This window comes from Glutamicibacter sp. BSL13 (assembly GCF_052928425.1).
The window spans coordinates 1-4,534 of record NZ_JAVGCZ010000146.1 but is presented as its reverse complement, the minus strand read 5'-3'; the positions used below and the strand labels follow the sequence as shown (position 1 = coordinate 4,534).

Here is a 4,534-nt window from a genome sequence, read left to right as displayed (position 1 = left end):
GTGCGGAGAGCAGGGCCATGGCTCCCATCGAGTCCCCGCCCAGGGCGAAGAAGTCAGCCTCCTCGGCCACGGTTCCGGCGCCGAGCACCTCGGCGTAGGCGGCGGTGACCAGCTGGGCCGGCGCGCCGCCGGCGGCGGGCACGGCACCGTGGCGTGAGGCGGCTTCGGCCAAGGCCCGGCGGGCGCCGGCCAGCCGGGCGTCGAGCAGGCGGCGCAGCACGGGCAGCTCGGTGCCCAGCGCCAGGCATTCGAAGGCGACCACGGTGGCCGAGAGCACCGCCTGCGCGGTCGCCTGGTCCACCTCGGCGCTGTGCTCGAGTTCTACGCTGAGCCCCTCGCCCACCGCGACGCTCAGCCCCAGCGGGTACTCGGTGGCGTCCTGGGCGTGGATCTGCCCCAGCCGCGGGGCGCCGGGGAGCGGTTCCCTTCCGGCATCCGGATAGTTCTCCACCACCAGCAGCGTGTCGAACAGCGTCCCGACCCCCAACGCGGCGGTGATCTTGGACAGCGGCACGCCGGCGGATTCGATGATCCGCTGGCCCGCGGCGTGGGCGGCGGCCAGCAGCCCGCGGCTGTCTCCGGCAGTTTCCAGGTCCAGGGCCACCGGCAGGGTGTCGATGAACATTCCTGGCATCGACCGGATGCCGGGCACCTCGAGGGCGCGCCCGGAGCTGACGGTGCCGAACACCGGGGTTCCGGTCTCCAGCAGGGCGGCGAGCACCAGGGCCCAGGCGGCGGCCGCGGCGTCGGCGACGGTGGCGGAGGCGCGGCGGGCCGCGGCGCGCAGCTGGGCGTGCAGGCTCGGGGCGAGCTCGTGGCCAATGACCCGGGGCAGCTCGGTGTTCGCCGCGTCGCGGTGGCGCAGCACGTGCCCGCGGCCCGCGCCGGCGAGCAGTTCGCGCCACTGGGCCACCTGGGCCGCGTCGTCGCGCCCTGCCAGGGTGCGGGCGAAGGCGTCGTAGCCGCTGGCGGCGGCGGGCAGCGCCGGGGCGGGGCTGCCTCCGCCGGCGAGGTCCGCGTAGTGCTCGAGCAGCTCGGCGACCAGGGGCGGGATGGACCAGCCATCCAGCAGCAGGTGGTGGTTGGCGATCACCAGCTGCCAGTGCGGTTCCCCGTCCTGCGGGTGGGTACCGAAGTCGATCAGCTCCAGGCGCAGCAGCGGCCCGTTTTCCAGGTCGAAGGGCCGGCGCATATGTTCGGCGCGCACCCGCTCGGCGAGCTCGGACCGCTGCTCCAGGCCCAGGCCGTGGGCGCGGCGTACCTCGAGTCCGGGGACCAGACCGGCTACTGGGACCAGCACCGGGGAGCCGTCCTCGGGCCAGTACACGGTGGCGCGCAGCTGGGGGTGTGCCCCGGCCAGCGCTGCCATGGCCCGGCGTAGCACCTCGGGATCAAGCGCTCCGTGCAGTTCCAGCCCTGCCAGCGACAGGTAGGTGTCGGCCGGTGCGACCGCGGCGTGCACCGCCATAGCCTGCTGCACCCCGGTCAGCGGCCAGATGGCCTCTGCGTCGGGCCGTTGGGTGAGCAGCCGGGCGGTTTCCCGGGTATCCAGTCCCACTACGTCGTGCAGCGGCCGGCGGGTACCGGGCGCTGCCGTCTCCACTGCATCCAGGCTGGCGAGTTCTTCCAGGGCGCGGCGCACCTGGCCGGGCAGGGCGGTGCCGGCGGTGCTGGCCGCGGCCAGCTGCCAGCGCAGCACTAGTTGGGCACCCTGTCCGGTGTCGGCGAGATAGGAGTTCAGCTCCACCGGGTGGGTGGCCGGCAACTGGTGGTGCAGCCCGAGGCTGGTTTCCAGCTCGGCCGCATCGGTGGCCGGCTGCCATGCACCTTGCTGCGCCGCCTCGCGGCCCAGGTAGTTGATCAGCAGCTGGGGCCGGGCGGCGGCCTCGGCCTGGGCGAGCCGGCGTCCGGCCCGATCGGTAAGATAGCGCAGCAACCCGTAGCTGGTGGGATCCTGCGGCACCGCGGCAGCCGCTGCGCGGGCGGCGGTCAGCCAGCCGGCCGGGCCGCCCTGGGCGGCGGTCAGGCGCACCGGCCAGGTGGCGGTGAACCATCCGATGGTCGAGCCTACCTCCACCGCGTCGCGTGCGTCCCCATAGCGGGTTCCGGCCGGGCGGCCGTGCCCCTCGGCTTCGATGACCAGCGAGCCGGGCGCTCCCTGGCTGTGCTGTTCCAGCGCTCCGGCGACCGCGGCGTTCAGCACCGTGTCCATGCCGTAGCGCTCGCCCAGGGCCAGCAACCGCGCGGTGGTGGGCGCATCCAGGGTGTGCACGTCCTCGGCGGCCTCGGCCAGGGTGCCGTAGTCTTCGGCCTCAGACAGCTGTACCCCGGGCCGCAGCACCGCCAGCCAGCGTTCGAGCAGGGCATTGTCCTGCTCCAGGGTGGCGGCCGCCCGGGTGCCGGCGGCAGCCCAGCTGCGCAGCGAGCCGGCTGCCGGCAGGGCGGGCGCCTGCGGGTCAGTTATGAGCAGCCGCAGCTCCTCGACGATCAGCCGCCACGAGTAGATGTCCACCGCGACGTGGTGGACGGCCAGGGCCAGGGTGGCGTATCCGGTGTCGGCCGGACGGTAGAGCGCCGCCAGCAGATGCCCGTCGCGCTCGTCGATGCCGGCACAGGCGCTGCGCAGGGCCTCGGTGAAGTCGCGTTGCCCGCTGCCCTGGGGCAAGGTATGCCAGGAAAGCAATGGCCTGCTGCCGACTTCCAGCTGCGCGCCATCCACCCGCAGCCGCAGCGCCGGGTGACGTTCCACGAGCGCGGTCAGGGCCCCGTGCACGGCCTCCGGGCTGGTCCCGGCGGGCAGGTTGAGCACGCGCAACTGCTGGAACCCGCGCCCCTCGGCGCCGGTGCGCTGAAGCAGCGAGGTGTACCAGGCCAGCGCGGCGGTGGCTTCCAGCGGTCCGTGGGAGGCCAGGGCTGCGGTGCCGGCAGGCTGCGCGGCACCGGCCGCGGCGGCGATCGCGGCGGCAGTGGGATTGCGGTAGATCTCCCCCAGGCTCAGCACCAGGCCGCGCGAACGCAGCGCGCCGACCAGCGCGATGACCGCCATGGAATCGGCGCCCAGGGCGAAGATGTCCCGCTCCGGATCCACGGCCGGCAGTCCCAGCACCTCGGCTACCGCCTGGGCGGCCAGCATAATGCGCTCGTCTCCTGCTCCGGCAGATGGCTGCGGGGCGGGGGCGTCCTCCTGTACCGGGATGGCTGCCTCGAGCGGTGGGTGCGCCGCCGGCTGCGCGGCGCGCAGCGATCCCAGTCCCAGGTCCTCGGGCCGCGGCTGGGTTCCGGCGGCCAGGGCTGCCAAGGCGGTGCGCGCCGCGGCGGCCAGGGCGGCGGCGGTCAGCGGGTCCCCGCCGGACAGCTCGACTTCCAGGGCCAGTTCGGGTCCGGGGGTCAGTGTGAAGCACACCGGGTAGTTCGTGCCGTCCTCGCCGCCCAGCGCTGCCACCTGCAACGCGGCCGGGTCCTGTGCCTCATCGCGGTGCGGGTAGTTTTCCACGACCAGCAGGGTGTCGAAGGGTTCGGCGCCGAGCACTGACGTGATCCTTCCCATGCCCAGGTGGGCGGCGCGAGCCAGCTCGGTGTTCTGCCGGCGGGCCTCGTCAAGCAGTTCGGCCGCCGGCGCGCCCGGGCGCGGCTGCAGGCGTACCGGGGCGGTGATGATGAACATGCCCACGCTCTGGGCGATGCCCGGCACCTCGGCGTCGCGTCCCGAGCGCGTGGCGCCCAGCGACACGTCACTGGTTCCGGTAGCCGCCGCGAGCACGCTCGCCCAGGCGGCCTGGGCGGCATCGGCCAAGGTGTGCCCGGCGGCGCGCAGGGTGCGGGCCAGGTCGGTGGTGGCCGCGGTGTCCAGGTGGGAAGTGGCGCGCACCGTGCCGGCGGCCGGGTCGGTGAGCGCCGCCAGCGTGGTGGGGGCGCCGAACCCGGCGAATTCGCTGCGCCAGGCCTGTTCCAGGTTCCCTGCTTCGTCGTCCAGTTCGCGCAGCCACTCCAGGTACCCGGTCATCGGCACCGGGTCGCCGAGTTCCCCGCCGTCGAGCAGGGTGTGCAGCTGCTCGGTGAGCAGCGCGGTGGACCAGCCGTCCACCAGCAGGTGGTGCAGGCACAGCACCAGTTCCCAGGAAGCGTCGGTGGTGCGCAGCAGCGCCCCGCGCAGCAGCGGTCCGGTGGCCAGGTCGGTCGGCTCGGCGCGCAGCCGCTGCTCAATGCCGCGGGCCACTACCTGGGGGTAACTGGATTTGCGCAGGTCGATCTGCTCCAGGTCCCAGCTCACCGCATCGAGGATCGCCAGGCGCGGGGCGGGCAGGTCGTGTTGGAACACGATGCCGCGGAACTGCGGGTGGCGTTCGCTCAGCGTATCCAGTGCGGCGCGGATCTGCGCGGCGGACGGCAGCCGTGCGGCGTCGGGGGCGGTGATCGACCAGCGGGTGGTGGTCTGGTAGGTGCCGTCGGCTTCGCGCTCGTGGTGCAGCACCATGCCCAGCTGCGTGGGGGTCAGCTCCCACAGGTCCACCGGGGTGCCGCCGGCGGCCGCGGC

The 4,534-nt window shown here is 74.1% G+C and carries 1 protein-coding gene; it reads right to left on the bottom strand.

Annotated features, from left to right (window positions below; genetic code table 11):
* Window positions 1-4,534 (bottom strand): condensation domain-containing protein (locus RCJ92_RS14990; protein WP_446754996.1); only part of this gene is annotated, 4,534 nt, incomplete at both ends.